This is a genomic window from Streptomyces sp. CoH27 (assembly GCF_020181035.1).
GTDB classification, from domain to species: Bacteria; Actinomycetota; Actinomycetes; order Streptomycetales; family Streptomycetaceae; genus Streptomyces; species Streptomyces camelliae.
Genome location: NZ_JAIQYY010000008.1, coordinates 170185 through 196308, shown reverse-complemented (window position 1 = coordinate 196308; position 26124 = coordinate 170185). Strand labels below are relative to the sequence as shown.

The 26124-nt window shown below is 67.3% G+C and carries 29 protein-coding genes, 1 tRNA gene and 2 pseudogenes; 23 read left to right on the top strand and 9 right to left on the bottom strand.

Annotated elements, in window-relative coordinates:
- Nucleotides 1–516 precede the first annotated feature (516 nt).
- The gene (locus LE548_RS15065) at nucleotides 517–1050 is read left to right on the top strand and encodes a hypothetical protein (protein WP_225097333.1); all 534 of its coding nucleotides are present in this window, start codon (nucleotides 517–519) and stop codon (nucleotides 1048–1050) included.
- 86 nt (nucleotides 1051–1136) lie between these two features.
- Here the strand turns inward: LE548_RS15065 and LE548_RS15060 are convergent, their stop codons facing one another.
- Both LE548_RS15060 and LE548_RS15055 read right to left on the bottom strand, forming a co-directional pair.
- A complete protein-coding gene (locus LE548_RS15060) occupies nucleotides 1137–2594 on the bottom strand; it encodes a cell wall metabolism sensor histidine kinase WalK (protein ID WP_225097332.1) in 1458 nt (485 codons plus the stop codon).
- Between the two features lie 142 nt (nucleotides 2595–2736).
- Nucleotides 2737–3519 carry a class I SAM-dependent methyltransferase gene (locus LE548_RS15055; protein WP_225097331.1) on the bottom strand — a complete coding sequence of 261 codons (783 nt, stop codon included), beginning with the start codon at nucleotides 3517–3519 and terminating at the stop codon, nucleotides 2737–2739.
- A gap of 182 nt (nucleotides 3520–3701) precedes the next feature.
- Here LE548_RS15055 and LE548_RS15050 point away from each other — a divergent pair, with 182 nt between their 5' ends.
- The 5 genes and pseudogenes from LE548_RS15050 to LE548_RS15030 all read left to right on the top strand — a co-directional run bounded on the left by LE548_RS15050 (nucleotide 3702) and on the right by LE548_RS15030 (nucleotide 7645).
- A complete protein-coding gene (locus LE548_RS15050; protein WP_225097330.1) occupies nucleotides 3702–4517 on the top strand; it encodes a hypothetical protein in 816 nt (271 codons plus the stop codon).
- Between the two features lie 169 nt (nucleotides 4518–4686).
- Nucleotides 4687–4788 (top strand): annotated as a pseudogene (locus tag LE548_RS15045) (fluoride efflux transporter CrcB); the annotation flags it as partial.
- 29 nt (nucleotides 4789–4817) lie between these two features.
- Entirely contained in the window at nucleotides 4818–6029 is a 1212-nt protein-coding gene (locus tag LE548_RS15040) for an MFS transporter (protein ID WP_225097329.1), read from the top strand.
- Nucleotides 6030–6275: 246 nt separating this feature from the next.
- On the top strand, nucleotides 6276–6998 hold the full coding sequence (locus LE548_RS15035; protein WP_225097328.1) for a dienelactone hydrolase family protein: 723 nt from the start codon (nucleotides 6276–6278) through the stop codon (nucleotides 6996–6998).
- A 302-nt stretch (nucleotides 6999–7300) separates the two neighbouring features.
- Nucleotides 7301–7645: a hypothetical protein gene (locus LE548_RS15030; RefSeq protein ID WP_225097327.1), complete on the top strand. Its 345-nt coding sequence runs from the start codon at nucleotides 7301–7303 to the stop codon at nucleotides 7643–7645.
- 508 nt (nucleotides 7646–8153) lie between these two features.
- Here the strand turns inward: LE548_RS15030 and LE548_RS15025 are convergent.
- A complete protein-coding gene (locus LE548_RS15025; RefSeq protein WP_225097326.1) occupies nucleotides 8154–9065 on the bottom strand; it encodes an exonuclease domain-containing protein in 912 nt (303 codons plus the stop codon).
- Nucleotides 9066–9981: 916 nt separating this feature from the next.
- Between LE548_RS15025 and LE548_RS15020 the strand changes: the two genes are divergently transcribed.
- The 3 genes and pseudogenes from LE548_RS15020 to LE548_RS15010 all read left to right on the top strand — a co-directional run bounded on the left by LE548_RS15020 (nucleotide 9982) and on the right by LE548_RS15010 (nucleotide 13606).
- Nucleotides 9982–10329: a trypco2 family protein gene (locus LE548_RS15020; protein ID WP_225097325.1), complete on the top strand. Its 348-nt coding sequence runs from the start codon at nucleotides 9982–9984 to the stop codon at nucleotides 10327–10329.
- Nucleotides 10274–10837 (top strand): annotated as a pseudogene (locus LE548_RS46485) (trypsin-like peptidase domain-containing protein); the annotation flags it as partial. The gene LE548_RS15020 and the pseudogene LE548_RS46485, both read left to right, overlap by 56 nt.
- A 69-nt stretch (nucleotides 10838–10906) precedes the next feature.
- Nucleotides 10907–13606, top strand: a complete 2700-nt coding sequence (locus LE548_RS15010; RefSeq protein WP_225097474.1) for an NACHT domain-containing NTPase — start codon at nucleotides 10907–10909, stop codon at nucleotides 13604–13606.
- Nucleotides 13607–13993: 387 nt separating this feature from the next.
- Here the strand turns inward: LE548_RS15010 and LE548_RS15005 are convergent, their stop codons facing one another.
- From LE548_RS15005 to LE548_RS14995, 3 genes are all read right to left on the bottom strand, one after another.
- Entirely contained in the window at nucleotides 13994–14371 is a 378-nt protein-coding gene (locus tag LE548_RS15005; RefSeq protein ID WP_225097324.1) for a hypothetical protein, read from the bottom strand.
- The gene (locus tag LE548_RS46015) at nucleotides 14368–14580 is read right to left on the bottom strand and encodes a hypothetical protein (protein ID WP_308030182.1); all 213 of its coding nucleotides are present in this window, start codon (nucleotides 14578–14580) and stop codon (nucleotides 14368–14370) included. Before LE548_RS46015 ends, LE548_RS15005 begins: the two co-directional genes overlap by 4 nt.
- A gap of 128 nt (nucleotides 14581–14708) precedes the next feature.
- Entirely contained in the window at nucleotides 14709–15116 is a 408-nt protein-coding gene (locus LE548_RS14995) for an ATP-binding protein (protein ID WP_225097322.1), read from the bottom strand.
- Between the two features lie 213 nt (nucleotides 15117–15329).
- Between LE548_RS14995 and LE548_RS14990 the strand changes: the two genes are divergently transcribed.
- The 13 genes from LE548_RS14990 (at nucleotide 15330) to xerC (ending at nucleotide 23491) form a co-directional block, all read left to right on the top strand.
- The gene (locus LE548_RS14990) at nucleotides 15330–15644 is read left to right on the top strand and encodes a putative quinol monooxygenase (RefSeq protein ID WP_225097321.1); all 315 of its coding nucleotides are present in this window, start codon (nucleotides 15330–15332) and stop codon (nucleotides 15642–15644) included.
- Nucleotides 15634–16863 (top strand): helix-turn-helix domain-containing protein, encoded by a 1230-nt coding sequence (locus tag LE548_RS14985; protein WP_225097320.1) that lies wholly within the window; start codon nucleotides 15634–15636, stop codon nucleotides 16861–16863. The genes LE548_RS14990 and LE548_RS14985 overlap by 11 nt, the downstream gene beginning before the upstream one ends.
- 318 nt (nucleotides 16864–17181) lie before the next feature.
- Nucleotides 17182–17532: a hypothetical protein gene (locus tag LE548_RS14980; protein WP_225097319.1), complete on the top strand. Its 351-nt coding sequence runs from the start codon at nucleotides 17182–17184 to the stop codon at nucleotides 17530–17532.
- A 5-nt stretch (nucleotides 17533–17537) separates the two neighbouring features.
- On the top strand, nucleotides 17538–18911 hold the full coding sequence (locus LE548_RS14975) for an FtsK/SpoIIIE domain-containing protein (protein ID WP_225097318.1): 1374 nt from the start codon (nucleotides 17538–17540) through the stop codon (nucleotides 18909–18911).
- A gap of 55 nt (nucleotides 18912–18966) precedes the next feature.
- Nucleotides 18967–19200, top strand: a complete 234-nt coding sequence (locus LE548_RS14970) for a hypothetical protein (protein WP_225097317.1) — start codon at nucleotides 18967–18969, stop codon at nucleotides 19198–19200.
- Nucleotides 19200–19820 (top strand): DUF2637 domain-containing protein, encoded by a 621-nt coding sequence (locus LE548_RS14965; protein WP_225097316.1) that lies wholly within the window; start codon nucleotides 19200–19202, stop codon nucleotides 19818–19820. The genes LE548_RS14970 and LE548_RS14965 overlap by 1 nt, the downstream gene beginning before the upstream one ends.
- Nucleotides 19821–19839: 19 nt before the next feature.
- Complete coding sequence (locus tag LE548_RS14960; RefSeq protein ID WP_225097315.1) at nucleotides 19840–20043, top strand: hypothetical protein; 204 nt, start codon at nucleotides 19840–19842, stop codon at nucleotides 20041–20043.
- Complete coding sequence (locus LE548_RS14955; RefSeq protein WP_225097314.1) at nucleotides 20040–20231, top strand: mobile element transfer protein; 192 nt, start codon at nucleotides 20040–20042, stop codon at nucleotides 20229–20231. The genes LE548_RS14960 and LE548_RS14955 overlap by 4 nt, the downstream gene beginning before the upstream one ends.
- Before the next feature lie 12 nt (nucleotides 20232–20243).
- Complete coding sequence (locus tag LE548_RS14950) at nucleotides 20244–20438, top strand: hypothetical protein (protein WP_225097313.1); 195 nt, start codon at nucleotides 20244–20246, stop codon at nucleotides 20436–20438.
- Nucleotides 20439–20452: 14 nt separating this feature from the next.
- The gene (locus LE548_RS14945; protein ID WP_225097312.1) at nucleotides 20453–20710 is read left to right on the top strand and encodes a SpdD protein; all 258 of its coding nucleotides are present in this window, start codon (nucleotides 20453–20455) and stop codon (nucleotides 20708–20710) included.
- 132 nt (nucleotides 20711–20842) lie between these two features.
- Complete coding sequence (locus LE548_RS14940) at nucleotides 20843–22147, top strand: replication initiator (RefSeq protein WP_225097311.1); 1305 nt, start codon at nucleotides 20843–20845, stop codon at nucleotides 22145–22147.
- Nucleotides 22140–22322 (top strand): helix-turn-helix domain-containing protein, encoded by a 183-nt coding sequence (locus LE548_RS14935; RefSeq protein WP_225097310.1) that lies wholly within the window; start codon nucleotides 22140–22142, stop codon nucleotides 22320–22322. The genes LE548_RS14940 and LE548_RS14935 overlap by 8 nt, the downstream gene beginning before the upstream one ends.
- Entirely contained in the window at nucleotides 22322–23491 is a 1170-nt protein-coding gene (xerC, locus tag LE548_RS14930; protein WP_225097309.1) for a tyrosine recombinase XerC, read from the top strand. Before LE548_RS14935 ends, xerC begins: the two co-directional genes overlap by 1 nt.
- A 96-nt stretch (nucleotides 23492–23587) precedes the next feature.
- Here the strand turns inward: xerC and LE548_RS14925 are convergent.
- From LE548_RS14925 to LE548_RS14915, 3 genes are all read right to left on the bottom strand, one after another.
- Nucleotides 23588–23661 (bottom strand) — tRNA-Pro (locus tag LE548_RS14925).
- A gap of 74 nt (nucleotides 23662–23735) precedes the next feature.
- Nucleotides 23736–24494: a Pr6Pr family membrane protein gene (locus LE548_RS14920; protein ID WP_225097308.1), complete on the bottom strand. Its 759-nt coding sequence runs from the start codon at nucleotides 24492–24494 to the stop codon at nucleotides 23736–23738.
- 55 nt (nucleotides 24495–24549) lie between these two features.
- Nucleotides 24550–25485: a metallophosphoesterase gene (locus LE548_RS14915; protein WP_225097307.1), complete on the bottom strand. Its 936-nt coding sequence runs from the start codon at nucleotides 25483–25485 to the stop codon at nucleotides 24550–24552.
- Between the two features lie 109 nt (nucleotides 25486–25594).
- Between LE548_RS14915 and LE548_RS14910 the strand changes: the two genes are divergently transcribed.
- The gene (locus LE548_RS14910) at nucleotides 25595–26062 is read left to right on the top strand and encodes a GatB/YqeY domain-containing protein (RefSeq protein ID WP_225097306.1); all 468 of its coding nucleotides are present in this window, start codon (nucleotides 25595–25597) and stop codon (nucleotides 26060–26062) included.
- The last annotated feature ends 62 nt before the right edge of the window (nucleotides 26063–26124 follow it).

Below are 26124 nucleotides of genomic sequence, written 5' to 3'. Positions count from 1 at the left end.
TTGCCGCCCGGTCGATCGGCGTAACGCCCCTGAGAACAGAGGTCGTTGATGATCCCGGTGGAGAACGAGGACACGCGGGCGGAAGCAACGGTTCTGTGTGACAGTCCGGGTACGGGTACGTACGCAGACCCGGGTCCGGTGAAGGACGTGGCTTCTCTTGGGCGGGCGACGACCACGCCGGCCGCAGGATCTCGCGAACTTCGGTGCCTCGGCTCAGGGCCACGTGCGCTCGATACGGTCGTACCGCACGGCGTACGCTGCCGGACCGCCTTTCTCGACGGCCCGGTGGATCGCGTCACGGCACTCGACGAGCCGTTCGGTCATCAGTCACCGGCTCAGACGGCGAACGTGACCGCCCGTGTCCCGCGCCTGCAAGCTGGTCACCCGGACGGGTGACGCGGGCCGTGCGGGCCCCGGCCTCGACTCGCCTGTGCATACCCCGCAGCTGACGACGGTCGGCGTCGCCGTGGGTGCCCGTCCTGTCCCCAGCTCCTCGTCTCCGGAGACGATACGACCATGTCCATCTTCAGCAAGCGCCGTACCGTCCGGCTCTCCCAGCACCGTACGGCCGAGAGCCCGTTCGGGCCGATACGGATCAGCTACGACCGCTGGCCCGCCGTCATCGCGCTCGTCCAGGGACCCGGCATGCCGCCCGTCACGGTGCGGCCCGGCCGTGAGCACGGCTGGATCAAGGTCGACGGGCAGGTGATCCCCACGCGCCGGGGAAGCGACAGCCGCTGGGCCCTGCGCCGCAGAACGCGTACCCGTACGGCCGTGGTGGGCGAGCGGACCTACGAGCTGCGGCCCACCGGCCTGTGCCGGGCCCGGATCCTGCGTGACGGCATGCCCATCGCCGAAGCGCATGGCACCCTGGGCGCGTACGGCCCTCTCCGTAGCATCCCCGGCATCGACGCCAGGCTGACCTGGTCCCACGGCCTCGGCCGCTACGACGTGGCGATCGGGCAGGCCATGGTGGTCGCCTTCGGCGCGGGCGCCCCCGGTGCCCTGGCCACGATCGCCTCCTTCTGGCTCGACCTCATCGGCTCCTGACACACCACCGGGCCTTCGGCGGCGTGGCGGACGCGGGAGTCGTGGTCGGCGGGGTGCTCTGAGGACGGCCGGGCCGGTTGTGCCGGTCAGCGGGGTGTGGCGGCGGGGTCGGCCGTCGGTGCCGTACGAGGCCGTCGGACGCGGGACGCGGGGTCGAGGGTGAAGCCGATGATCGCGCCGCCGCCGGCGCGGTTGTGGGCGAAGGCCGTGCCGCCGTGGGCGACGGCGACGGCGTGCACGATCGCCAGGCCCAGCCCGGAGCCGGGCAGGCTGCGGGCGCTGTCGGCGCGGTAGAAACGGTCGAAGACACGGGGCAGGTCGGCCTCGGCGATGCCCGGTCCGCGGTCGCGCACCTCCACGCGGATGCCCTTGATGGCGAGTTCTATCGGCTCGGTTCCGTCGTGGTCGAACTTGGCCGCGTTCTCCAGGAGGTTGGTCAGCGCCCGCTGCACCGCGTCCGGCCGGGCTCGTACGACGGTGTCGTCGGCCTCGATGAGGATCTCCCGGCCGGTGCGGCGCCGGGTGAGGGCGGCCGCGTCCTCGGCCAGGGCACCCAGGGTGATCTCCGTGGGCTGTTCGGCGTTCCGGTCGCCGGCGGCGAGGTCGACCAGTTCGTTGACGAGGTTGATCAGTTCGCGGGTCTCGCTCTTCATGTCCGCGATCAGATCCGCCTTGGCCTGCGGGGGCAGTTGGTCGATGCGGTCCAGGAGGGCCGCGTTGGCCTGCAACGAGGTCAGCGGGGTGCGCAGTTCGTGCCCGGCGTCCTGGACGAGGCGACGCTGGATCTCCTCGGACGCGGCGAGCCGCCCCAGCATGCCGTCGAACGCCCGCCCGAGCCTGCCGACCTCGTTCTGCCCGGCGACGGGGACCTCGGTGTCCAGCCGGCCGGTCCGGGCCACGTGCTCGGCGACCCGGGTCAGCCGTACCAGCCGCCCGGCGATCCGGCGCGCCAGCCACCAGCCCGCGAGGCCGGCCACGACGATGACGATGGCACTCAGTTCGACGGTGCGGTCCTTGAGCTTCCGGAGCAGATCCTCCGTGTCGCTGTACTGCTGAGCCACCTGCACGGCGCCCCGGCCGCCACCCAGCGCGACGGTGGCGACGCGGTAGCGGTCCCCCTCGATCCGGGCCTTGTAGTAGATGGTGTGGCCGGCCGTGGCGTGTGAGGCCGCGGCGCGGTCGGCCGCGCGGACCGGCAGCGCCGGGAAGCCGCGTTCCTCGACGCGGCCCGCACGGCCGAGGACCTGGACGTCGGTGCGTATGCGCCGCGAGAGATCGTCGCGGGGGCTGTCTCTGTCGGGGCTGACGCTGAAGTAGTCGGACGGCGACAGGCGACGCTGGGCGACCTGCTGGTGAAGGTCGTTGACGACGCCGCGGAAGACGGCGTCCTGGTCGACGCGCACCATCTGGGCCGCCGCGTTGTAGCTGAGGAAGCCGCCGAGGAGGGTGGTGGCAGCGGTGACGCAGGCGAAGGAGAGGGCGAACACCGTGCCCAGGCTGCGGCGGGGGTGCAGGATGGCGAGCCGTTGTCGCGTGCTGTCCATGGGTGGGGCTTCCTCCGGGGCGGTCGGCGCCGCCAGTGTGCCTGGCCGACCACCGCCGACGGCAGCGCCCGGGGCCCGTCGGCGACTGCTCTTACTGGCCTCTCACCAGCGGCTTCACCAGGACCGCCGCAGAGTGTGGCCGCTACACCGGCACCGCGTGCGTGACCCGGATCTTCGACTGGCCGTGCGGGCGCCGTTCCCAGTCGTCCATGAAGCGGGCGGTCAGCCCGTGCCGTTCGGCCAGCGACAGGAGGGTCTCGGTGCGGTAGTAGAAGTCCTCGCGGAGCACCTGGTGCTCCGGGCCCTCCGTGCGGTCGTAGGTGAAGTCGAAGAAGCCGCCGGGGGCCAGCACCCGTCCGACGCTGGCCAGACACTCGTCGATCACCTCCAGCGGCGAGTGCGAGAAGACGCTGTGGGCGTGCACCACGGTGAACCAGCCCGGGGGCAGGAAATCGAGCGTCAGGTTCTCGACGAGGGCCAGATGGGGGAGGCGGTCCTGCAGCCCTCGGTGGACGAGGGTGCGCTGTGCTTCCAGGAGGATGTCCGGCGAGATGTCGATCCCGTAGTAGTGGCCCGGTTCGAGGTGGTCGATGAACCGCCACCCCGCGCGAAGGTTCCCGCAGCCGATCTCCAGCATGCGGTCCTGCGGCCTCAGGCCGTGTTCGATCAGGTAGTCGAACTGCATCTGGCCCAGCGCCAGCCAGCCGGCCTGCGAACCGCTGCCTACGGCACGCTCGGGGCTGCGCGCGGTGTCGGAGGCCATGACGGCGCGGTAGTAGGCGACGTGATTGCGGTGCCGGAGGCCCAGCCAGGTGTCCCGGGCGGCGCGGCGCAGGTGGGGAGAGATGCGGTCAGGGTGCCGCAGGGCGTAGCGGATCTTGTGTCGCAGAGAGGACCGGTTCCGCTGCAGTTCGGGCTTCGGCATGGCTGACTCCGTGATCCAGGACAGCCCCCGCCTGGCAGCGTAGCCCGGAGCCTGCGGCACGGCCTCCCCACAGCGTGATCGGCTGAAGGAACGAAAGGCTGCTCTGTTCGGCCCTGAGCGCATGGCCGTGGTGAGTACCCCGAGCGAGTCTGTGCTCACGTCGGCTGCGGAGAGGTGCTTCGGTGAGCAAGGTCCCTGTGAACAAGTTGCCGATGGTCGGCGTGCTCTTCTGGACGATCAAGATCGTGGCGACCACGCTGGGTGAGTCGGTGTCGAACTTCGTGTCGATGGCACCCCTGAACCTCGGCTACGCCACCAGCGCACTCCTCTTCCTGACGGCCTTCGCGCTCACGCTGACCATGCAGCTGAGGACCGACCGGTTCCGGCCTGTGGTGTTCTGGTCGGTGATCCTCACGACCAGCATCGTGGGCACCGCGATGTCGGACTTCATGAACCGCACCGCCGGCCTGGGTTATGCCGGCGGTGCGACCGTGCTGACGACCCTGCTGGTGCTCGTACTGATCGGATGGCGGGCGACCGGCCAGACCATGGACGTGGAACGGATCGCCACCACCAAGAGTGAAATCCTGTACTGGACCGCGACCCTCGTGTCCAACACGCTGGGCACCTCCAGCGGTGACTTCCTCTCCGACGGACTGGGCATCGGTTTCCGCGACAGCGCCCTGGTGCTGGGCGGGGCGATGCTGCTGATCCTCGCCGCCCACTACTTCTCACCGATCTCGGGCACAGTGCTGTTCTGGGCGGCCTACGTCCTGACCCGGCCCCTCGGCGCGGTGGCGGAGAACGCCGTGGAAAAGCCCGTGGCGCAGGGCGGCCTCGGGGTGGGGACCACCATCACCTCCGGCGCCCTGCTCGCCGTGCTGGCCATCCTGGTGGGCTACCAGCAGCTCACCCACCAGAAGCAAACCGTCACGCTGGAAGGTCCCCGAGCGGAGGGCCAGGCCGATCAGCAACCGGAGGCGGCTCCACGGCGGTGACAGCGGACTGTCCATGGCGGTGACAGCGGACTGATTGTCCAGGTGATGGACGCAGGGCTCTCTGGTGACCCGGGATGGCGATAGCCTGATCGTCGGTTGTGGTCTGTGATCTGTCATCTGTGATCACGAGGAAGGCGTGAACCGGCTGCTCGTTGTCGGCGCCATGGTCGGCGCGAGGTTCTTCGCCGCCGCCGATGTCGTCGCCGGTGTGGTGGCCGGCCTGGGGGCGGCGTTCGTCGGGGTGTCGTTCGCACAGGCGCTGTGGGCATGAACCGGCCGGTGCCCGAGGAGAGGGAACCGGTGCCCGAGGAGAGGGAAGAGGAGCGGCCGTCGGCGCGGATGGGGCCGTGGCGGTTCGTGGTGTGGTTCGGCACGGTCAGCATGCTCGCGGACGTGGTGTACGAGGGCGCCCGCTCGATCACCGGGCCGCTGTTGGCTTCGCTGGGCGCTTCCTCGCTGGTGGTGGGCGTGGTCACGGGTGCGGGGGAGGCGGCTGCGCTGGGGTTGCGGCTGCTCTCGGGGCCGATGGCGGACCGTACCCGCCGCTTCTGGGGCCTGGCCATCGCCGGGTACGCCCTGACGGCGGTCTCGGTGCCGTTGCTGGGTGTGGCCGGGGTGCTGTGGGCCGCGTGCGTGCTGGTGATCGCCGAGCGGGTCGGCAAGGCGGTGCGCTCACCGGCGAAGGACACGCTGCTGTCGCACGCCACCGCGGCGACGGGGCGGGGCCGCGGCTTCGCGGTGCATGAGGCGCTGGACCAGATCGGCGCGCTGGCCGGTCCGTTGCTGGTGGCGGGCGTGCTCGCGCTGACCGGGAACGACTACGGCCCCGCGCTCGGCGTCCTCGCCGTCCCCGGCATCGCCGTGCTGCTGCTGTTGTTCTGGCTGCGGGCGCGGGTGCCGGACCCGGAGGCGTACGAACGCGAGGTCACCGGCGTGGTGCCCGCGACGGCGCGGGTACCGGAGAGCCGGCTGCCGAGGGCGTTCTGGACCTACGCGGCCTTCACGGCGGCCACCACGACCGGGTTCGCCACCTTCGGTGTGCTCTCCTACCACCTCGTCGAGCGGCATCTGCTGTCCGCTGCGTGGGTGCCGGTGCTGTATGCGGGGGCGATGGCGGTGGACGCGGTCGCGGCGCTGGCCACGGGATGGCTCTACGACCGGGTCGGCCCGCGTGTGCTGCTCGCGCTGCCGGTGCTGACGGCGGGTGTGGTGGCGCTGGCATTCACCGACACGGTCGCGATCGCGGTGGCTGGGTCGCTGGTGTGGGGGGCGGCCATGGGCATCCAGGAGTCCACGCTGCGCGCGACGGTCGCCGATCTGGTGCCCAGCGGGCGGCGGGCGACGGCGTACGGGCTGTTCGCGGGTGTGGTCGGTGCGGCGAGCCTGGCCGGCGGCGCGCTGACCGGCGGTCTGTACGGCTACTCGATCCCCCTGCTGATCACGGTCGTCGTCGCCATCCAGGTCCTGGCTGTGGCGCTGCTGGCAGCCACCAGGGCCGGCCGACGGCACTGAGCCGGTTGTACGTCGCGACGCATTTGGGCGTAACCGGCGTCTCGATGACTTCTCTGCACCGGAGCGTCCGCAAAAACCCGTTGGCGGACCACTGCGAGCACTGCTACTTTTCCGGAGGCCGTGCGAGAGAACGAGGAGGTGGTACCCGTGAACGCAGTATCGACATGGGTGCTCCCCTCCGGGGTCACGGTCGGACGGTAGGTCGTCCGGGAGCGCCGTTCACGAGCCCTCCCGAAAGGCACGACCATGCGATTCACTTCCGAACAGCGCCTCGACGACGGCGTCCTCGAACGCGAATTCACCCTCGGTGAGATCCCCGGCACCCTGTGGACGCCTGAATCCGCCACACCGGCCCCGCTGATCCTGATCGGCCACAACGGCGGCCTGCACAGGCGGGAATCGCGGCTGGTGGCCCGGGCCCGGCAATCCGCGGCGTACGGCTACGCGGTGGCCGCCATCGACGCCCCCGGGCACGGGGACCGGCCCCGTTCCGCCGGCGATGACCAGGCCCGCGCCGACCTCCGCCGGGCGATGCAGGCCGGCGAGCCGGTCGACGAGATCTTCGAGTCCTTCATCGGCCCGCTGGTCGAAAAGGCGGTCCCGGAGTGGCGGACCACCCTGGACGCCCTCCTTGCGCTGCCCGAGATCGGCGGCCCGGTCGGGTACTCGGGGTGGACCGCCGTCGGTATTCGGCTGGCGGTGGTCGAGCCGCGCATCGCGGCCGCCGGTTTCTTCGCCGGGGGTTACGTGCCCCGCGCCCAGCGCGAGGAGGCCCGGCAGGTCACCATCCCGCTGCTGTTCCTGCTCCAATGGGACGACGAAGGAAACCCCCGGCAGCGGGCCCTGGACCTGTTCGACGCCTTCGATTCCCAGGAGAAGACGCTGCACGCCAATCTGGGCGGACACGCCGGTACCCCGTGGTTCGAGGTGGACGACGGGGACCGGTTCTTCGCCCGGCACCTGAAGTGAGACCGGGCCGTCAGGCCGGCAGCAGACGGTAGGCAGTACCGGTCAGGATGCCGCTCATCGAGGACAGGCCCCGCATAGCGCGAGTCACCGTGGGTTCACATCCCACCCCCACCGCGCAGATGAACGGCCCCTGACCAGGCGTTACGGTCGGGGGCCGTTGCGTTGCGCGGTGCCCGCTCGTCTCCGTAGCTCCCCGTGGTTTTCCGCAGGATCGGGCACGGATGGGGCACGGGCCTGCTACGAGGCAGACGAACAGGATGCACTCTGGCGGGCTTGCCTTGCACTTCTATGATCTCCGGGTGATGAGACGTGATGGCCTCACGGTCACGGTCGCGGTGATGGTCGGGCGTGGCACGCCTGTCCATGGGTGGGGCTTGCTGGTGCCGTTTTCTCTCGGGGTGCTCTTCGCGGCTGTGGGTTTGGTTCTGGTTCTCGATTACCGAGGGTTCGCGACCTGGCACCGCCGGCGGGCTGAAGCGAGTGTGCCCTCGTGGCTGCGGCGCCTGTCCGAGGGCCGTAGAGGGCAGCGGCGCGACCTCAACGACCGCGTCAACCGGGTCATGCAGAAGGTCGTGGCCTGGGGGTTCCTGGTTGTTGGCGTGTTCTTCGCCGTCGGCGTGTTGGTCCAATGGATCTCGGGACTGTAGGTCTGGTACTTCAGCTTGGGCAGCTGCGGGCATTTTGCGGCCCGTTCGTGCGCTCACCTGGGCGAACGGTCTGGGCGCCGCCCCGTTGTCCTCGGCGGCTCTCCCCGCTGGTCCCGCCCATCTTCGCCGAAGATCAGGAAGAGGAGGAGACGGAGGACCCGGAGGGAGGGCGACGCAGTGGCCTGATCAAATTCGTTTGGCCCCCCGTTTGGCCCCCCAAACACATCAGAGGCCACATACGGAAGTCCGTATGTGGCCTCTGATCAGCGTCGGGGTGGCGGGATTTGAACCCACGACCTCTTCGTCCCGAAGCAACTTGGGCGGGCGCCTGGCCTTGGCCTGGTGTGCCGTCCACCTGCGACGATGGTCCGCCGACGTCCGCGCTCGTCCGCCGACGTACGTCGGCGTTGTCACGCAGTTAGGCACTCATCCCGCACCTCTGCTCTCCGCTGAACGACTGTGAACCAGACTGGATGAGAGGGGTCTCTCATGCCCGGCGGGGGGTGTGTCAGCAGTGCAGACGTCGAAGAAACTCGTCCTCGTCGATGACCTCGATGTCCTGCCCGGATTGCAGAAGTGCCTGTGCTTTCTTGGCCTTGCCGCTCAGGGTGTCGCCGGGCCTGAGCCTGGACTGGGAGGCGGAGACGAGGATGTCGGTGCTCTTGGTGACATTCTCCGCCGGCTGCGCACCGACCTCGGCGAGCGTGCGGAATGCCTCGTCCCTGGTCATGGAGCTGAGTTTCCCGGTCAAGCACACCGTTGCCCCATACAGCGCACCGTCTGGATCGGCGTTCGGGTTGGCATCGGGCAGGGGCTTGCGCGGGCGTGCGTTGTGGCCTCTGTAGTGGCTGCCCAGCCACTCGCCCGCCGGTGTCATCCAGCCCCAGCGGATCCTGTGGCCGTCGAGCAGGCTGTCGAGCGATGTGGTCTCGGCGGATCGTAGCGCCGCGAGCATGACCTCGGCGGCTGCGGTGGCGTCCGCGCCTGCGTTGTGATGGTCAGCGAAGGCAACCCCGGCGGCGTCCGCGCAGTAAGGGAGGCTGTAGGAGAGTAGTTTCCAGGTGCGGCGGGCCACGACCTGCGAGCATGTGTATCGCAGTTCAGGCCATGCCATGCCGTCAGCGTCGCAGGCGGCCCGAATGACGCTCATGTCAAAGCCTGCGTTGTGGGCCACCAGGGGGAGTCCGTCGGTGAACGCCACGATGTCGGCGAGGGCTGCCTTCCAACCTGGGGCGCTCACTACATCGGCAGCGGTGATGCCGTGAATCGCGATGTTGAACGGGTTGAAGACGCGCAGACCGGCGGGCGGCTGGATCAGCGTGCCCCAGGTGTCGGCTATGTGACCGTCGATGACCTTTGTGATGCCGACGGCACAGGGGCTTCCCCTGTGCTCGTTCGCGGTCTCGAAGTCAATAGCCACCCATGTAGAAGACATAGCGTCAGATTTCCCGACGGTTCACTTCCGGTCAAGGGACGTAACGATCCTCCGTCACGACGATTTGACCCACACCTCGACCAAAGCTTGGCGGACGGCTGCGTACGCCCCAGCGACGCATGAACCTCAGCCGCGACAGTCAGCTACGACGGCGGCCGTGCCGACCGCTCAGGCGCGCGTATGCCCCGCTGCACCCCAGCCGCGGGTGCAGTGCTGTGACGGCAGAAGTCGCGCCGGCCGGACCGTAGGGACGGCACAGAGCTGATCGCCGCCCGAAGCCTCAGCTTGGGAAGCTTGGGTCTTCTGGGAAGCAGTTGCTGTGCTGACCTGCAATTGAGTGGCGTTGGAGTCCTGGTCGCCCCTGTGGCCAGTGCCCGCTGCTCCCCGTGGTTCCCCGCACGATCTGGCACGCGACTGGCACGGCTCCTTCGTCTCAGCCACCTGGGGCGGGTAGGCCCCGACCGAACGCAGTTAGAGACACTCAGCCGCGCAAGCCGGCCAGGCGCTCAGAAGATGCGGGCACGCCTTGGTGGGTGGCGCTGACGCGGCCTTGCCGATGCCGCCTAGGGGCTGGTGTCCATCTCATTGCCGTCACTGGCGCATATCGGAGCCGTGCCGCCAGCCTGCCAGTTCAGCCACAACTGATCACCGACGGCCATGGCCTGCGGCCGCCTGAACGATCAGCGCCCTGACCTGCAGGGCTGTTGGCAGTTGTCGACGTTGGACACCATCGAGCGCCCTTCCACGGCCTCAGGACAGCCCGGCACAGCGCTCGTCTATGTGATGAGCGCACCTGGCTGGAAGCGACTGACTGAGCTTCTGCCGCGCCTCGGCTCTGGTTGAGGACCCCAATTGGCAGGAAGCCATGGCACAGCCACCCCGGGAGCCGTACCGTACGCGAGTGGATGCTTCCTTGAGCAGGATTGATCTGGCAGAGGCCATCGGGGCGATTCGCGACGACATCCTTGCCGCAACGTACCGGAACACTGGTTCGCCTCTGCGCTTCGAGCTTGGCGATATCCAAATGGAGTTTAGCGTCGAACTTCGACGTGATCAGCGCGCCAAGGGCGGGGTTAAGGCATGGGTTGTCGATGTCTCCGCAGAGGGTGGACAGGCAACTACGTCTGTGCAGCGTGTAGCTTTCAACCTTAAGCCCAAAAACGCGACAACTGGCGCTGGCTGGGATATCGCAAATGATGACGAAGGTTCGACAAGTAATTTTGGCGCAACTGGAGAACCTCATGCATGAGAGAGGACCCAGCAAAAACCGTGTGGCAGCAGTTCTTTCCGGCGGTCGACAAGGCAGCGGTTACGTAATAGCGCCGGGCCTAGTGTTAACCGCAGCTCATGTTTTGACGGACCTCAATGATGTTCGCGTTGCGATTCTAGGTCGGCCAGAACAGGTCCGATGCGCGGTCGTCTGGCAACGCCATGATGACCGATGTGACGTGGCGCTAATCACCCCTAAGGTCGGAAATTTCTCAGATTTCACCTCCACGTCTCCGGTCCGTTTTGGCCTTTGTCAGGAGTCATTGGAACCTATACCAAACTGTCAAGCGGTCGGATTTCCCAGTGTTCAGCGTAATAGCGGTGGACTGCTAGACACGGAACAATTTTTGGGAACGCTAAAGACGGGGGCAAAGCTACTCAGCGGGCGTCACGTTTTAGATAGCTCCCATAATCCCCCCGCCAGTCAAGGTGATTGCAACTCCCCTTGGGCCGGATTCTCTGGCGCGGTTGTTTTTTCAGAGGGGGCAATCGTTGGCGTAGTAGCTCACGATCCATCGGGTTGGCAGCACGGGCGCCTGGAGGTTACCCCTACGGCTGTGCTATCGACGGATGCACAATTTAGGAATGTGCTAGAGCGTGCCGATGTGGCACACTTTTTTACCCAACTAGCCGGAGCGAACCCATCAAATACGGCAGAATTCGAAGACCGGTACCGTCAATATGTTATCTCTAAGTACGGGACCCTCACCATCTTTGGCATTGACCTCACCGACCGTTCGCATGCTGAGTGGCCGCTAGACGCCGCCTATCTGAGCCTAGAAGCGAGCGGTTCCGAGGATCCCATCGGAAGCCGCCCACCCGACGGCTTGGCAACGAAATTGCAGGGGCAAGCTCAGCCTGCTGATCGAGCCCTAGCGGGCCATGAGCGAGTACTTCTTCGCGGCGTTGCCGGCTCCGGGAAGACCACACTCGTACAGTGGTTGGCAGTTTCGGCGGCTAAGCAAGAACTCGGAGAGCATCTTGGCCACCTTCAAGGTCGTATTCCCATCGTCCTCCCATTGAGAACCCTCATTCGATATGGAGAGCTACCTCTCCCTGCAGAATTTCTAGCTGCAGTCCGTAGCCCTCTTGTTGGGATTCAGCCTGAAGGCTGGGTTGAGAATATCCTTGCCACGAAGAGGGGACTACTCCTCGTGGACGGTATTGATGAGATCTCTGAGCGAGATCGAGAACGCGTTCGCGAATGGCTTCGCGAACTTATGCTAGCCTTTCCCGGCAATATGTGGCTGGTGACATCACGCCCGTCGGCGGTAACAGATTCTTGGCTGTCCAGCGAGGGGTTTATAGAGCTCAGCCTTCACGCAATGGGCCGTAGCGAAGTCGCGGCCTTTGTGCACCGCTGGCATACTGCCGCAATTTCAACATGTCGGGACGACGAGGAAATTAAGCGCCTTGCCGTATACGAATCTGCTCTCATAACCGCCATCAGAACTAAGCAGGATCTTGGAAGGCTCGCTACCAACCCACTCATGTGCGGGCTTATCTGCGCCTTGCACCGCGATCGTCGAGGCTATCTCCCCGCTGGCCGCAAGCAACTCTATGACGCAGCACTTTCCATGCTGATCGCTCGACGCGATCGCGAGCGAGACCTAGACGTTCGCCTGGACGAGGAATCCCAAATTCAGCTACTTCAGAAGTTGGCTTACTGGCTAATTAAAAACGGCCAAGTAGAAATGGATCGTGCGGATGCACTCGATCTGATCAGCGCCGCACTCCCCGCTATTCCTTCGGTCGCCGAGCTGGGGACGCCGTCACAGATATACAATTATCTGCTCCTTAGGAGCGGCCTGTTGCGTGAACCTGTTCAAGGCGTTGTTGATTTTGTTCATAGAACTTTTCAGGATTATTTGGGAGCAAAAGCGGCGGTAGAAGAGCGCGATTTTGATCTTATGGTGCGAAATGCACATCACGATCAGTGGGAAGATGTAATCCGTATGGCGGTGGCGCACGCATATCCTGCGGAGAGGGCGCGGATACTGAATAAGCTCATCAAGCGTGGTGACCGCACTAAGACCCATCGCACGCGTCTTCACCTGCTGGCCATGGCCTGCCTGGAGCACGCCACTGAGCTGGATGCGAGCGTCCGTAGCGCAGTAGAGGAACGTGCGGCAAGACTTATTCCTCCAGAGGATCATGACGCGGCCGAAGCGCTTGCCTCGGCGGGGCCTATGGTTCTGGATTTGCTGCCGGGGCCCGAGTCTCTTACCGAGGAGCAGGCTTATGCAGTAGTGCTGACAGCTACCCTCGTGGGCTCAGACGCAGCGCTGCCCATCCTTGCGAAATTCCGCGGTAGCACTGATACCAGCGTCCAAGACACGTTGGTTAGAGAGTGGCGAAATTTCGATTTCGATCAGTATGGTCGCGACATTATCGCATATTTGCCGGAGGATCAGCTTTTCTGGGCGTACTCCACTAAAGAGCTCAGATTTTTAAAGGAACTCGGTGGCCGTAAGCAGGTGATCTTTAACGGGAATGCTCCAGTGGACACGCTTAGAGATCTATTTCCTGGGGACGGTCCGACGACTCTCGGTCTTCATGAAAATGCAGAAATTGAGGATCTTTCCGGCTTTCCGTTGGGGCGCCTTGAAAATCTATACTTGTATAATTGCCCGCGTTTTCACGACCTTTCTCCGCTGCAACAAAGTGATAATCTTGCCGAATTGAGTATCAATAAAATGAAGGGACTGTATGACCTGCGTGGTCTAGATTTCCTGACGAGTCTGACTGAACTCAGCATCTTTCAACCGGTCGCGGGATTGGCGCTCTCCTCCTTGCCTAAAAATGGCAGATTGGAGTGGCTTGCGCTGTGTGAGGGGGCAGTTGAATCGACTGGCCTGCGTGGTCTGCGTGATTGCGGAACGCTCAAAACCCTCGTACTGCGCCTTCGTGACCCAGGATCACGCGGCACCCCTGTGGTAGAGGATGCTCTGCCTGTTGATTGGGGCGAGATTTCTGCTCACCCCAGCCTGGAAAGTATCCGTCTGGATGGTGCACTGCTTCAGTTGCTTCTGCATTCTGCGATTCAACTCCCCAGGATAAGGCATCTGGCTCTGGATTTCGCGAGAGGTGATGCCCTTACAGCCGAAGAATCCCGGGCAATTACCAGGGTTTTCCCCGGCCTGCGGAAAGTCTCTGGCTATTTTGGCGATGACGAGATTCGCGAAATAGAGAATGTCATGCCGGACCTTGAGGTCGGCGACATTCTAGAGCCAGTACTTCGCGATGATCGAGACTAGGAGAAATTTCACTCGAAGGATACCAGCTCAAGATCGATGCAAATAGGTCGGCGGAGCGGCTTTGGGCTGGAGCTGCTTTGGCGCGAGTGATCATGGCCCCGTAAGCTTCCGGCGCGTCGGGCAGTCTGTGGACCTGCCCGGTAAAGCACGACGTAGGGGCCATGATCTTCGAGGCTCGCGCCAAAGTGGCTGCCTAAAGCCGTGGAGCCGACCGCCCCAGCCACGACGTACCCCTTCTCTTGCATCAGGCGGCTGACTGCTGTGCGCGCGGCACGGGCGCCGGCCGGGCTGGAGCGGGGCGGAGACAGGAGCGCAGGCCCGGCCGGGGGCCGGGCCGCGCGCGGTGAGCGGAGCGAGCCGCCTTGAACCCGTAGAGAAAGTTGTAACTCAGTCGGTCGCGTGGGGTTTGAAGTCGTGTGCGCAGGCCGGTAGTTCGGCCCCTTGGCGGTGGGCGAGCGGCACGAAGAGAACCGGCCGGATCGTCCACGTGATGCGAGTGCTGGCTTGAGTGATCGTGACCGTGCAGGACTCGAAGCGCAGGAGGGCTCGGCGGGTTGCGATCCGGCCCTCGTACAGCCAAGCCCACGCAACGTCTGAGGCGTCGGAGTCCAGGGCCGGTGAGATCGTGCGGAGGGTGACCGCGACCCATCTGTCTGCCTGGGGTGCGGAGTAGGCGTCGAAGGCTGCCCTGAGTGCTGGCGGCTGGTCGCCGCTAAGGTCCTCGGTCCAGCACTCGCACCAGTAGCCGCGCGCGAGTCCCGTCACGATGCCGCTCCTCTGGGGTAGGCGACGAGCACGTAGCGCGTGTTCTCGTCGTACAGGGTGAGTTGGTAGGCCGTTCCTGTGGCCAGGTACGCGAGGGCTCGTTCGTGTTCAGGCTCGTCGGTGAGCCAGTGGCGGCCTGGCTGTGCGTAGGCGGCGTCGAGCTGGTCCGTGATGTGCCTCGTACGCTCCTGAAGCCAGCGCAATGCCACGCGGGGGCTTGTGGCGGTGTGCGACCCCAGAGTGATGGAACGGACCTCGTGCAAGGGGTAGGCGGCGGCCCAGCACTGATAAGAGGCGTACTGGCCGCCCGCATGTAGGTCCTCAGCAAGGGCCGACGTCAGCATGACTGTCCTTCTGAGCCCGGCTGTGCGAAGAGTTCCGCGGTGACCGTGCGGCCGGATTCGTCGCCTTGGACCATGACGCTGTCGGCGAGGGCGGCGACCATGCCAAGCCCTCGGCCGTGGGTGGCGGTGAGGGGTGGATGCTGGACCCCGGGCGTCGTCTTGGCGTGTCCGGAGTCGGTCACCGCGATGGTGATGGTCAGCTCGGAGACGGTGACTGCGACGCGGAAGGTACCTGCGGCGTCGCCGCTGGCGGTGTGCATGAGGGCGTTGGTGCCGAGTTCGGTCACGATCAGCGCGGCGTCTTCGCAGTGAGGGTGGCCGTCCAGTGTGGTGCGGATCCAGTTGCGCGCGGCGCGGAGTTCTTGGGGATCTCCAGGGAAGGTGCGTCGGTGGGTGGGCATGGCGTCCTCCATGGCGGTGACCTGCTGTTTTCGGTGCCAGCTGTGTCGACCGGCTGACACGGACCATGCAGAGCCGTACAATTAGTACTAGCACCGTACCGAATGTGCGCGTACTTGGAGTGCGGGTTCGTACTTTTCGTGCGGGCGGGCCGCGCATAGCGTTCGCCGTGTGGTCTGGTGCTGATCTGGATGCCGATGGAGAGAGGACCTCGCATGTTCGGACTGATGGTGCGCTTTACCTGCAAGGACGAGGCGGCGGCGGCTGGCTTCGACGACCTGGTGGCGCGGACCGGTGAGCAGATCCGTGCGAACGAGCCCGGAACGGTGATCTACACCGTTCACCGCGTTGACGGCCGTCCGCTGGAGCGCGTGTTCTACGAGCTCTACCGGGACAAGGCGGCCTTCGAGGAGCACGAATCGAAGGACTACGTGCAGGCATTCCTCTCCGAGCGGGACCGCTACCTCTCGGCCACAGAGGTCGACCGCTTGGACTTCATGTCCGGCAAGGGCGTGGACGTTGAGCACTGAGTATCAGAAGGCACTCGGCCGCAAGATCGCCTTCAACCGCAAGCGCCGGGGACTGTCCCAGAAGGAGTTCGCCGGGCTCTTGGGGCGCTCCGAAGCATGGGTGTCCCAGGTGGAGCGGGGCGTGCGCCGTATCGACCGGATGACCGTGTTGGAGAAAGTCGCCGACGTCCTTGAGGTGCCGGTCGCCGAGCTGGCGGCCGAGGCCCCCATCGTGGCGTCGGTGGCCGAAGGCGAGCCGCCTGGGGCGAGTCGGCTGCGGCTGGTGCTGAGCGCCGCGCACTCGCTGAAGGCGATCCTCGGCCGACAGGACGCTTCCCCCGATGTGCCGGCGCTTCGCGCCGAAGTCGACCGCGCCTGGTCGCTGACACATCAGGGCAACTACGCCGACTTGGCCGAACTGCTCGAAGGGTTGGTTCCCCGGCTGGAGTCGGCCGCCCGCTCGGTTCCGGAGTCGGACCGCGTCGAGCTGTTTCGTCTGCTCGCCGTCATGTATCACACGTGCAGTGGCGCGCTCGCGAACTTGGGAGAGCCAGAGGCAGCTTGGATCGCTGTCGACCGTGCCGTGGTTGCTGCCGAGCGGGCGAGTGATCCGCTGCTGATGGCGGCTGGTGAGTTCCGGCTTTCGATCGTCTTCCTCGGCGCGCGCCACTTCGAGCAGGCGGCCCAGGCGTCGGGGAGTGCAGCCGATGCGCTGCGGCCTCTGTCGGAGTCGGGACAGATCGAGGCGGTGGCGCTTCGGGGTGCGCTGACGTTGCAACGGGCTGTGGCTGCCGCTCGGTTGAACCTCGCCGATGAGGCGTACGGGTATCTCCGCGACGCTCGCGCGATGGCCGAACAAGTCGGCGATGGGCGCAACGACTACAACACTGAGTTCGGGCCCACCAACGTCGGTTTGCACGAGGTCTCCGTCGCGGTCGACCTGGGGGATGCCGGAGTCGCTCTGAGAGCTGCGCAGGCCCTCGACGCGTCGGAACTCTCCGCCGAACGCCAGACGCGCTTTCAGATCGATGTCGCCAGGGCCTATGCCCAGCGCCGGCAGGTCGCTGAGGCCGTATCAGCATTGATGAGGGCACGTGAGTTGTCGCCCGAGATGGTGCGGGCCCTGCCGATGGTCAAGCAACTTGCGGCGGACCTGCTGACCATGAGCCAGCCGCCCTCTCAGGAACTGCGCTCCCTGGCGGCTGAGTTGGGCGTACACGAAGTACGGACTGGTACCTGAAGTACTAGACAGTACTTGGAGTACGGGTTACTGTGGTTGGTGTCAGCACACCCATTCGCATCCAGCGAAGTGGGTTGTGCGGGCATGCGAACGGCCGGAGCAGGAAGGCAGGCCTGCACCGGTGCGTGAGCGGAAGGGCCACAGAAACAGATGTGGCCTGAGCGGGAGGCAGCCCACTCAGGCCGGGTGCGTCGTTGGCATCAACGCTCTTGGAGCGTATCGCGCCCAGTCGGTATGCGGTCAACCTCCCGTTGCGTAGTCATTCGTCACTAAGTGCACCGTGCGTGCGTACGGTGCAGCGCAAGGGAGAGCAATTCTGTGCGTGTAATCCGTGTGGAGACCTCGGCCGCGACGATCCTGCTGACCGAGGCTCCGGAACCCAAGGTCCGGGACCGGCAGACCGGGGAGCGAGCCACCGACGCTGTCAGCGGTGAGCCGCTGATGACGATCGGCGTCGTCTATATCGAGGACGGCGAATCGTCGCTCATCAAGGTCACGGTCCCGGAGAGCGGCGTCACTGAGGGACTGACGCTCGGTGCTCCGGTCTCGCTGGTGGGCCTGGTGGCCCGGCCGTGGGAGAGCGTGTTCAACGGCCAGCAGCGGCACGGCATCGCCTATCGGGCCACCGCCGTTGCGCCGGGTGCCTTTCCGATGGCTCAGGCGGGTTGATCGACGTGACCGACCTGATGACGGTGGCCGAGCTGGGCGGGTCGCTCGCTGCGATAGGCGGCGCGGCCTACGCCCGGCAGGCTCACCCGGCGGTGTACTGGTCCACGGTTGGGCTGCCGGTCTCGGTGGTCCGGCTGATGGCCTCGTACTCCTCGACCATGGACGCCTGCGGCCTGACCGTCGAACCGTCCCGGTGGCGGGCGCTGGCCGTCAGGGCGACGACTCGCCGTGAGGTGCGGCCCGTTCCGCCCCGCCGGGGGCTGATCCGGCCCACCTCGACCGGTCTCCGGATCCGGCTGCGGCTGGCTCCGGGGCAGGAACCGGCGGACGTGGCGGCCTCGGCGGAACGGCTCCGGCACGCCTGGGGCGTCCATGCCGTGTACGTGCGGGACGTCAAGCCCGGCGTCGTGGAACTCCGGCTCGTCGGCTTTGACGTCCTGCGGAGTGTGCGGATGCCTCGCCGGATCGACGGCGGGTTCCTCCGGGTGCCGGTGGCCGTGCGGGAGGACGCGACTGCGTGTGTCCGCGACTACCGCGCCGTACCGCATGAACTCGTTCTCGGCGCCACGCTGTCCGGCAAGTCCATGTACCTGCGGAACCTGGTCACCGGACTGGCGGCTCAGCCCGTGGTCTTGGTCGGCATCGACTGCAAGCGTGGGGTCGAGCTGGCGCCGTTCGCCGCCCGGCTCTCCGCGCTGGCGACCGACCCGGATCAGGCGGCCGAGCTGCTTCCCGTACTCGTGAAGGAGATGGAGGACCGCTACGACCTGATCAAGGCCCGGCAAGGCATCGCGCCCGGCACCCCGGATGAGCTGATCACCTCGGACATCTGGGGACTGCCCGAGAGCGAACGCCCCGCTCCCATCGTCCTGTTCATCGATGAGGTGGCCGAACTCTTCCTCGTCGCCACAAGGAAGGAGGAAGAGCGGCGGGACGAGATGGTCACCCAGCTCATCCGCCTCGCCCAACTCGGCCGCGCCGCCGGCATCTACCTGGAGGTCTGCGGACAGCGCTTCGGCGCCGAGCTGGGCAAGGGAGCGACCATGCTCCGCGCTCAGCTCACCGGACGTGTCTGCCACCGCGTCAACGACGAGGCCTCCGCCAAGATGGCACTCGGCGACATCGCTCCTGACGCGGCCTTCGCCGCCTGCGCCATCGCCGCCGAGCGGCCGGGCCTGGCCGTCGCTGGAGACACCTCCGGCGGCTGGTCCCGCATCCGCACCCCCTACCTGTCCCTCGCCGACGCTGCGGCCACCTGCCGAGAGTTCGCGCACCTCGCCCCCGACCTACCGGCGCTGACGCCTTTCCGGCCGTACGTCCCGCCCGTGCCCGTGGAGGACGCCGGGCCGGTGACCGCCCCTCGCCCGGTCACCGGATAACCCACCCAACCCAATGGCCGGCGCGGCCGTCCCGCGCCAAGTCCCTACCCCCGCCATGCCTGAAGAAGGGAGAGCGCTCGCCGTGTGCCCCCGCTGCGAGGACTTCGCTCGGACCGTCCTGCTCCTCGGCCAACTCGCTCTGTACGCCAGCACCTATGGCGCTGACGAGGACTTCATCACGGCCGTGGGCCCGTCCCTGGCTGCATCCCTGCCGGAGCCGCCGCCCGGAGTCCTTCCGCCCGGCTACGACCCCGACGGCGGCCCGGAGTACCCCGGCAAGGCGTCCTGATGACCCGATCCGCCCCGCGCGTGGACGCGGTCCTGGTCCAGGCCGTCATCGCCGGTGCCCTGTCCTTCGCCCACCTGCACGACCTCGCCGCCGCTGCCGGACAGAACGGCTGGAAGGCCTGGGCCTACCCGATCAGCGTGGACCTGCTCCTGGTCGCCGCCTGGCGGCGGCTCCGCTCCGGCGGATCGAAGACGGCGGCCTGGTGCTGGTTCCTCGTCGCGCTGACCGCCTCGCTCGGCGCCAACGTCGCCACGGCCGGACTGCTCGACCTGGGCGCCGTACCGGCCTGGCTGCGCATCCTCGTCGCCGGATGGCCTGCCGTCGCCTTCCTCGGCGGAACCCTGCTGGTCCACGCATCCCCGAAGCCGGAAGAGACACCGGCTCAGGAAGAAGGGAACACCGCCCCGGCTGCTCCATCGGCCCCGGAACTGCCCGATGCGGAACCAGAACCCGCACCGGCCTCGACCGCCCCTGTCCCGCCCGCGCTCGTCGCCCTGGCCCGCAAGGTCGCCGACGAACACCGTGCGCGGACCGGAACCGGTATCGACACCTCGACCCTTCGCGCCCGGCTCGGCGTTCCACTGCCGCTCGCCGAAGCCATCGCCGCCCAACTCACCTGACCCCGGGAGAACTTCCCCAGTGCGTCCGTCCACGCTCCGCGCGCTGAAGCGCGCCGCCGAGCTGACCCGACAGAACCGCCTCACCGAAGCCGTGCTCATCGCCGAACCGGTGATCCTCGCCGCCGACAGCTACGAGGGCGACGAGATCTTGCGCTGGCTCGCCGAGCACGTCACCGACTTCACCGGCGAAACCAACGAAACCGACGAGGAGACCCGCCGATGACCGCCAACCGCCGCTTCCGCAACGTCGTCCGCATCGGCCCCGTCCAGGTCGCCACGTACTACGACAACCGGGGCCACGAGAAGCACACCGCCGCCTGCACCGCCCCGCGCTGCGGCTTCTCCACGGACTACGACAGCCGCGCCGCCGCCGAGCTGGCCGCCCGTACCCACCGCTGCGCCGTCCGCTGAGAGGTGCTGCCCGTGACCGTCTCGCTCCCGCTCGTCTTCATCCTGGGCGTCATCGCCTGGGCCGCGATCAAGTTCCTCGGCATCCGCCTCTGGGTCGCCGTCGTGATCGCCCTGTTCGGCTTCTACCTCTCCCACACCTTCCTCGCCCCCGCCATCGACTCCGGCACCCGTTCCGGGGTCGGCGTCGTCGATGGCACGCACAAGTGACAAGGAGGTCCACCGTGTTCCGCCCCAAGCTGCCCGACGTCCCGACCCTGCCGACCACGACCGTCACGCCTCACCAGGTGCAGGCCCCTGCCCCTTCAGCCGGCCGTCCCCTCGCCCCGTACGTGGGCATCGGCGCCGGTGCCGTCGCCGCCGTGGTCGTCGTCGGCATCGTCCTGACCGCGCTCCTGATGGCGGTCGCCATCTCGGCCGTGTCCGTGGCCATCGCCGCCGTGGTCCTGCGCTCCCTCGTCAGCAACGCCCACAAGCGCTGACCGGCCTCCGGGGCGACAACAACGCCGCCAAGCATCCCGTCGCCCCGGGGCCGCACCTCCCAACCGCCGAAACAGCCGAAAGGAACCCCCATCATCACCCGGCAGACTCCGCCCCCGCTGGCGGAACTCTCCATGCTGGCCTCGCTGGGCACCATGCCCGAGCTGGCCCACCAGCTCTCCGGTCTGGGCGGCTGCACCAACCCCGTACGCCTCGACGGCCACCGCACCGAATACGCGGTCGACACGACCACCGGCGAGATCGGCCGAGTCCTGCACCACCTCGACTCCGGCTCGCTGCCCGCTGGTCAGCTCCTCGTCCGTTGCAACAACCGCCGTGCCACCCGCTGTGCGGCCTGCGCCGAGACCTACCGCCGCGACACCTTCCACCTGATCACCGCCGGACTCCGGGGCGGTAAAGGCACCCCGGAACAGGTCGGCACGCACCCGCGCGTATTCGCCACCTTCACCGCCCCGAGCTTCGGCCCGGTCCACAACCGCCCCTCCGGCGGCCGGGACTGCCGCTGCGGCACCCGGCACGACGAAACGGACCCTGCCCTGGGCTCACCCCTCGACCCAGACACCTACGACTACGAAGCCGCCGTGCTCTGGAACGCGCACGCCGGAGCCTTGTGGCAGCGCTTCTCGATCTACCTCCGCCGTGAAGTCGCCAAGCGCGCCGGACTCACCCAGCGCGACTTCCGCGACCACGCGCGCATCTCGTTCGCCAAGGTCGCCGAGTACCAAAAGCGCGGTGCCGTCCACTTCCACGCGGTCATCCGCCTCGACGGCCCGGAGGGAGGCGACAGCAATCCGCCGGCCTGGGCCACCACCGAGCTGCTGACGGATGCCATCCATGCGGCTGCCGCTGCCGCCCGCCTCGACGGCCCGGAGATCGACGGCCGGTCGCACCCCTTCGTCTTCGGCCGTCAGCTCGACGTCCGCCCGATCCTCTCCGCCGACTTCAACGACGGCCAGGAACTGACCGAGCGGGCCGTAGCGGCCTACATCGCCAAGTACGCCACCAAGGGAGCCGAGACGACGACCGGCACCCTGGACCGCCCGATCCGCTTCCTCGCCGAGCTGGCACAGGCCCGAATCTCCGAACACGCCCGGCGCATGATCCGCACCGCCTGGACCCTCGGCGCCCGCGTCGAGCTGGAGGATCTCCGGCTTCGCGCCTGGGCGCACATGCTCGGCTTCCGCGGCCACTTCTCCACCAAGTCCCGCCGCTACTCCACCACTCTCGGCGCCCTCCGCGAAGCCCGTGCCGAATGGCGCCGAGCACAAGCCGGTCCGGCCTTCCGGCAGGACGGCGAAACCACGCTCGTGCTCGCCCACTGGGTGTTCTCCGGTACTGGCCTCAGCACCGCTGAAGCCTGGCTCGCCGCCTCACTCGAACCCGCACCCGGAACGGAAGGAGAACCGACGCATGCGTGACGACGAGCTGCTGACCGTGGCCGATGTCATGGCTCGCCTCAAGGTCGGCCGGTCGACGGTCTACGACCTGATCCGCACCCGGCGTCTGCCCTCGGTCGCCATCGGGCGGTGTCGGCGCATCCCGGCCTCCGCCCTGGGCGACTTCATCGCGAGTGAGATGGAGCGTGCGGCCTGATGACCAAGCGTCGGAGTCGCGGTGACGGCGGTTTGCACTGGGACGAGAAGAGACAGCGATGGATCGCCACGGCCAACCTCGGGTTCGATCCGAGTGGCAAGCGGATCGTGAAGCGGGGGAGTGGCAAGACCAAGACGGACGCGAAGAACAAGCTCAAGGAGGTGCTGCGGGACCATGAAGACGGTCTTGCGATCGCGCCCACCAACTACACGGTGAAGGACGCCGTGACGGACTGGCTGGCATACGGCTTGGCGGGCCTCGACCCCAGCACCGTTGAGACCGTGACGCTCCTGAGCCAGAAGCACGTGATTCCATCGCTCGGCGCGCGAAAGCTTCGCGACCTGAGCGCGGAGGATGTAGATCGCTGGCTGGCCACCAAAGCGAAGACGCTCAGCACGCGGACGCTCCAGGGAATCCACTCCTGCCTCAACCGCGCGGTAAAGCGGGCCATGGCGCGGGACAAGGTGAAGCGGAATGTCGTCGAGCTGTGCTCAGTGCCCCAGGGGCAGGCCGGGCGCCCGTCCAAGGCGCTCACCTTCGCCCAGGCTGAGGCCGTGCTCAAGGGCGCCGAGGGAACCTCGATGTACGCGTACATCGTCGTCGCGCTTCTGACCGGTGCCCGCACGGAAGAACTGCGGGCCCTCACCTGGGACCACGTCTTCCTGAAAGGCCGCCCGGACCTCGACCCGCCGCAGCCTCCGCACATCGCCGTCTGGCGCTCGGTACGGCGGAGTGGGGACACCAAGACCAAGAAGTCCCGGCGCACGCTCGCTCTGCCGGCGCGCTGCGCCGAGGCCCTCTGGCAGCAGTTCGAAGATCAGGGGTGGGATCGGCTCGCCGCTGGGGACGACTGGGAGGAGCACGGCCTCGTCTTCTCCTCGGCCGTGGGTAAGCCGCTCGACGCTGCCAACGTCCGCCGCGCCTTCCGCCAGGCGCTCAAGGGCATCGACGGGATCAACGCCGACGAGTGGACTCCGAGGGAACTGCGGCACAGCTTCGTGTCTCTGCTGTCCGACCGTGGTGTCCCGCTCGAAGAGATCTCCCGGCTTGTCGGACACTCCGGGACGGCCGTGACCGAGGAGGTGTATCGGAAGCAGATCCGACCCGTGATCCAGACCGGCGCGGTGGTCATGGACGGGATCTTCGGCGCCGACCCGCGACGCTCGTAGACGCTCAGAAATCGATAGTCACGCAGATAGACACGCAGACCAAACAGGTTAGGCACCTACTAGTGATTAGTAGGTGCCTAACCTGGTACTACGGCGTCGGGGTGGCGGGATTTGAACCCACGACCTCTTCGTCCCGAACGAAGCGCGCTGCCAAGCTGCGCTACACCCCGGTGTCGCTGCTGTTCTGCTTCTCGCGGCGACGACGTTTACTTTAGCCCACCGGTGGCTGTAGACGAAATCCGGTTTAGACGCGGCGGCGGACCGGGGTCGGGCGGGTGTGGTCCAGGGCTACCAGGAAGACGGCCAGGGCGTAGATCGCGAGGCCCAGGAGGAGGGCGTTGGCCAGGGTGCTGCGGTAGCCGTGGGTGGCCGCGTCCAGGAAGGGATAGAGGTAGCGGCCGGGGGACGAGGGGGTGAGGAGCGCGGCCCGCGTCAGGTAAAAGGCCAGGTAGGCCAGCGGGTACAGGAGCCAGGCCGCGGCCTGGCGGAGGTGCAGGCGGGCAGCGGGGGTCAGCAGCAGCCAGTCCAGGACGGCCGCCAGCGGGGTCACCGTGTGGAGGAGCTGGAGGGTCACCCAGGAGCCGTGCCAGCGGGCCGGGAGCGTCGTCGCGCCGGTCATGGAGAACGGGGGCGTCGTGTGGGCCAGCAGCAGGTGGTAGACCAGCGCGGTGATCACGGCGTAGAGAAGTGTGGCGCCCATCACGCCCGACGGCAGTGGGCGGCGGGCCCGCCAGGCCCTGCGTGCCGACAGGAGCATGACCACGGCCAGCAGGATGTTCGTCTGGACGCTGAAGTAGCTCAGCGTGCGGGCCGGCGTGCCCAGCAGGAGCTCCAGTGCGACGCCGCCGGCCGCCGCCAGGGCGGTCAGCAGGCGGAAGAGCGCGACCATGGGGCGGCGGACCGGGGCGACCACCGCCGTGGCCGGGACCGGGGAGGGCAGCAGCAGGGGCGGACCCGGGACCGCGGGCAGGTCCGGGATGTCCCTGGGTATCGGTGCGGTCATGCCCTCACGCTAGGAGCGGGGGAGCGGTGCGGCCACGTGGGCTGCTCCAGGTGGGTTATCCCGGTTCTCCCCGCCCCACCAACGTCAGCAACGTCGCCTCCGGCGGGCACGCGAAGCGGACCGGGGTGTAGCGGTTCGTGCCGCAGCCTGCCGAGACGTGGAGGTAGGAGGTGCGGGCCTCCGCCGTGTGCGTCGACAGGCCCTTCACGCGGTCCGTGTCCAGGTCGCAGTTGGTGACGAGGGCGCCGTAGAAGGGGATGCACAGCTGGCCGCCGTGGGTGTGGCCGGCCAGGATCAGGGGGTAGCCGTCCGCCGTGTACGCGTCCAGCACCCGCAGGTACGGCGCGTGCACCACGCCCATCGAGAAGTCGTACGTCTCCGAGGGGCCGCCCGCCACCCGGGCGTAGCGGTCGCGCTTGATGTGGGGGTCGTCGAGGCCCGTCAGCTCGATCGACACGCCCTCGACCTTCAGCACGCCCCGCGTGTTCGTCAGGTTCAGCCAGCCCGCCGTGTCGAAGCCGTCCCGCAGGTCCTCCCACGGGTTGTGGATGGCGCCGACCACCGGCGGGTTGCCGTTCAGGCCGTGGCGGCCGCTCACCTTCTCCAGCAAGTAGCGCGCGGGGTTGCGGGGCTTGGGGCCGTAGTAGTCGTTGGAGCCGAAGACGTACGCGCCCGGGAACTCCATCAGCGGGCCGAGCGCGTCCAGGGCCTCGGGGACGGCCTCCGGGTCGGACAGGTTGTCGCCCGTGTTGATCACGAAGTCCGGGCGCAGGCCCGCCAGCGACTGCAACCAGCGCTGCTTCTTGCGCTGGCCGCTCACCATGTGGATGTCGGAGACCTGGAGCACGCGCAGCGGGCGCATGCCCGGCGGGAGGACCGGGACCGTCACCCGTCGCAGGCGGAAGGAGCGGGCCTCGAAGCCCGCCGCGTACGCCAGACCGGCGGTGCCTGCCGCCATGATTCCCAGGGGTACTCCGTATCGCGCGCGCATACGTCCATCGTGTCAGACCCCGGGAGGGCGGGAAGACCGGCGGTCCCCCGAATCAGGCGCCGCTAAATCAACGGGCGTTCGCCTCGGGCAACCTGCGACAATCGACCCCATGACCACCACGCTCAAGTCGAAGCTGCACGACGACCTCAACGCCGCGATCAAGGAGCGCGACGAGCTCCGCTCCTCGACGCTGCGGCTGACGCTCGCCGCGATCACCAAGGAGGAGGTCGCGGGCACGGAGAAGCGGGAGCTGTCCGACGACGAGATCCTCAAGGTGATCACCCGTGAGGCGAAGAAGCGGCGCGAGGCGGCCGAGGCCTTCGCGCAGGGTGGTCGTGCCGAGTCGGCCGAGCGGGAGAAGGCCGAGGGCGAGGTCCTCGCCGAGTACCTGCCCAAGCAGCTGTCCGACGACGAGCTGAATGCCATCGTCGCCGAGGCCGTGGCCGAGGCGAAGGCGGCCGGTGCCGAGGGGCCGAAGGCCATGGGTGCCGTGATGAAGATCGTGAAGCCGAAGGTGGGCGACCGGGCCGAGGGCGGCCGCGTCGCCGCCGCGGTGAAGCAGCTCCTCCAGGGCTGAGCCGAGGGGCCGGTCCGGCAGGGCTGAGCCGAGGGGCTGATCCGGCGGACTCGTCCGGCAGG

Excerpts from the sequence above, each read along its gene's own strand:
- LE548_RS14995 (WP_225097322.1), bottom strand. The coding sequence starts at position 15,116 with ATGCCCACCCACCGACGCACCTTCCCTGGAGATCCCCAAGAACTCCGC.
- xerC (WP_225097309.1), top strand. The coding sequence starts at position 22,322 with ATGACCAAGCGTCGGAGTCGCGGTGACGGCGGTTTGCACTGGGACGAG.
- LE548_RS14920 (WP_225097308.1), bottom strand. The coding sequence starts at position 24,494 with ATGACCGCACCGATACCCAGGGACATCCCGGACCTGCCCGCGGTCCCG.
- LE548_RS14970 (WP_225097317.1), top strand. The coding sequence starts at position 18,967 with ATGCCTGAAGAAGGGAGAGCGCTCGCCGTGTGCCCCCGCTGCGAGGAC.
- LE548_RS14965 (WP_225097316.1), top strand. The coding sequence starts at position 19,200 with ATGACCCGATCCGCCCCGCGCGTGGACGCGGTCCTGGTCCAGGCCGTC.
- LE548_RS14915 (WP_225097307.1), bottom strand. The coding sequence starts at position 25,485 with ATGCGCGCGCGATACGGAGTACCCCTGGGAATCATGGCGGCAGGCACC.
- LE548_RS15060 (WP_225097332.1), bottom strand. The coding sequence starts at position 2,594 with ATGGACAGCACGCGACAACGGCTCGCCATCCTGCACCCCCGCCGCAGC.
- LE548_RS15065 (WP_225097333.1), top strand. The coding sequence starts at position 517 with ATGTCCATCTTCAGCAAGCGCCGTACCGTCCGGCTCTCCCAGCACCGT.
- LE548_RS14910 (WP_225097306.1), top strand. The coding sequence starts at position 25,595 with ATGACCACCACGCTCAAGTCGAAGCTGCACGACGACCTCAACGCCGCG.
- LE548_RS14940 (WP_225097311.1), top strand. The coding sequence starts at position 20,843 with ATGCTGGCCTCGCTGGGCACCATGCCCGAGCTGGCCCACCAGCTCTCC.
- LE548_RS14990 (WP_225097321.1), top strand. The coding sequence starts at position 15,330 with ATGTTCGGACTGATGGTGCGCTTTACCTGCAAGGACGAGGCGGCGGCG.
- LE548_RS15055 (WP_225097331.1), bottom strand. The coding sequence starts at position 3,519 with ATGCCGAAGCCCGAACTGCAGCGGAACCGGTCCTCTCTGCGACACAAG.
- LE548_RS14955 (WP_225097314.1), top strand. The coding sequence starts at position 20,040 with ATGACCGCCAACCGCCGCTTCCGCAACGTCGTCCGCATCGGCCCCGTC.
- LE548_RS15030 (WP_225097327.1), top strand. The coding sequence starts at position 7,301 with ATGAGACGTGATGGCCTCACGGTCACGGTCGCGGTGATGGTCGGGCGT.
- LE548_RS15035 (WP_225097328.1), top strand. The coding sequence starts at position 6,276 with ATGCGATTCACTTCCGAACAGCGCCTCGACGACGGCGTCCTCGAACGC.
- LE548_RS14935 (WP_225097310.1), top strand. The coding sequence starts at position 22,140 with ATGCGTGACGACGAGCTGCTGACCGTGGCCGATGTCATGGCTCGCCTC.